This is a genomic window from Mesorhizobium sp. M1E.F.Ca.ET.063.01.1.1 (assembly GCF_003998155.1).
Taxonomy (GTDB): Bacteria; Pseudomonadota; Alphaproteobacteria; order Rhizobiales; family Rhizobiaceae; genus Mesorhizobium.
This window is the reverse complement of the sequence record NZ_RZSC01001123.1, coordinates 1-1,375: the sequence shown is the minus strand read 5'-3', so window position 1 is coordinate 1,375 and position 1,375 is coordinate 1. Positions and strand designations below refer to the sequence as shown.

The 1,375-nt window shown below is 64.2% G+C and carries 3 protein-coding genes and 1 pseudogene; all 4 read right to left on the bottom strand.

Annotated features, from left to right (window positions below; genetic code table 11):
• Window positions 1–119: ribosomal protein S19 family protein (locus EOA29_RS36585; protein WP_189479120.1), on the bottom strand; the 119-nt coding region annotated here is incomplete at its 3' end.
• A gap of 16 nt (window positions 120–135) precedes the next feature.
• Window positions 136–969 (bottom strand): 50S ribosomal protein L2, encoded by an 834-nt coding sequence (gene rplB, locus EOA29_RS36580; protein ID WP_040970375.1) that lies wholly within the window; start codon window positions 967–969, stop codon window positions 136–138.
• Window positions 970–991: 22 nt separating this feature from the next.
• Window positions 992–1,285, bottom strand: a complete 294-nt coding sequence (locus tag EOA29_RS36575; protein WP_126094108.1) for a 50S ribosomal protein L23 — start codon at window positions 1,283–1,285, stop codon at window positions 992–994.
• A pseudogene (locus tag EOA29_RS36570) lies at window positions 1,282–1,375 on the bottom strand (50S ribosomal protein L4); the annotation flags it as partial. The pseudogene EOA29_RS36570 and the gene EOA29_RS36575, both read right to left, overlap by 4 nt.

Below are 1,375 nucleotides of genomic sequence, written 5' to 3'. Positions count from 1 at the left end.
ATGGTGGAGCGACGGCTCCACATCTTGATCACCTCATTGCGACCGCCTTCACGAACCTTGTCCACCTTCTTCAGAAGGTAGCCGTCGATGAAGGGGCCTTTCCAAATCGAACGAGTCACTTGGCGTTACCTCTTCTTAGCTCTTGCGCTGATGGCGCGAGCGCACGATGAACTTGTCGGTCGCCTTGTTGGACCGCGTCTTCTTGCCCTTGGTCGGCTTGCCCCAGGGCGAAACCGGATGACGGCCACCCGAGGTGCGGCCTTCGCCGCCGCCGTGCGGGTGATCGACCGGGTTCATGGCCACGCCGCGATTGTGCGGGCGCTTGCCGCGCCACACGGTGCGGCCGGCCTTGCCGTCGTTGATGTTGCCGTGGTCGGGGTTCGACACGGCGCCGACGGTGGCCATGCAGGAGCCGTGCACGACGCGCTGCTCGCCCGAGTTGAGGCGCAGGATCGCCATGCCCTGGTCGCGGCCGACGAGCTGGGCGTAGCCGCCCGCCGAACGGGCGACCTGGCCGCCCTTGCCCGGCTTCAGCTCAATGTTGTGGACGATCGTGCCGACCGGCATCGAAGCCAGCGGCATCGCATTGCCCGGCTTCACGTCGACCGCTTCGCCGGCCACGATCTTGTCGCCGGCGGCGAGACGCTGCGGCGCCAGGATGTAGGACAGCTCGCCATCGTCATACTTGATCAGCGCGATGAAGGCGGTGCGGTTCGGATCGTATTCGATACGCTCCACCGTGCCGACGACGTCGTACTTCTTACGCTTGAAGTCGATGATGCGGTACGAACGCTTGTGACCGCCGCCGATGAAGCGGGCCGTAATGCGGCCGTAGTTATTGCGGCCGCCCGACTTGGTCAGGCCTTCGGTCAGCCCCTTGACGGGCTTGCCCTTGTAGAGGCCCGAGCGGTCGACAATGACCAGCTGGCGGGTGCTCGGCGTTACCGGGTTGAATTTCTTGAGTGCCATTGTCCTGTCCTCGCGGCCTTGCTCAGAGACCCGTCGCGACGTCGATCGACTGGCCCTCGGCCAGCGTCACAACCGCCTTCTTGACGTCGCCCTGGCGGCCAACCGTGCCGCGGAAGCGCTTGATCTTGCCCTTGCGGACGAGCGTGTTCACGGCCATCACCTTGACGCCGAAGAGCGCTTCGACGGCGGCCTTGATTTCCGGCTTCGACGCCTTCTTGGCGACGTTGAAGACGACCTGGTTCTGCTCGGAAGCCATGGTCGACTTTTCAGTGATCGCCGGCGAGACGATCACGTCGTAGTGACGAAGGTCGGTCATTTGAAGCGCTCCTCGAGAGCCTCGACGGCGGCCTTGGAAAGGACCAGCGTGCCGCGGCGCAGAATGTCGTAGACGTTGATGCCCTGGATG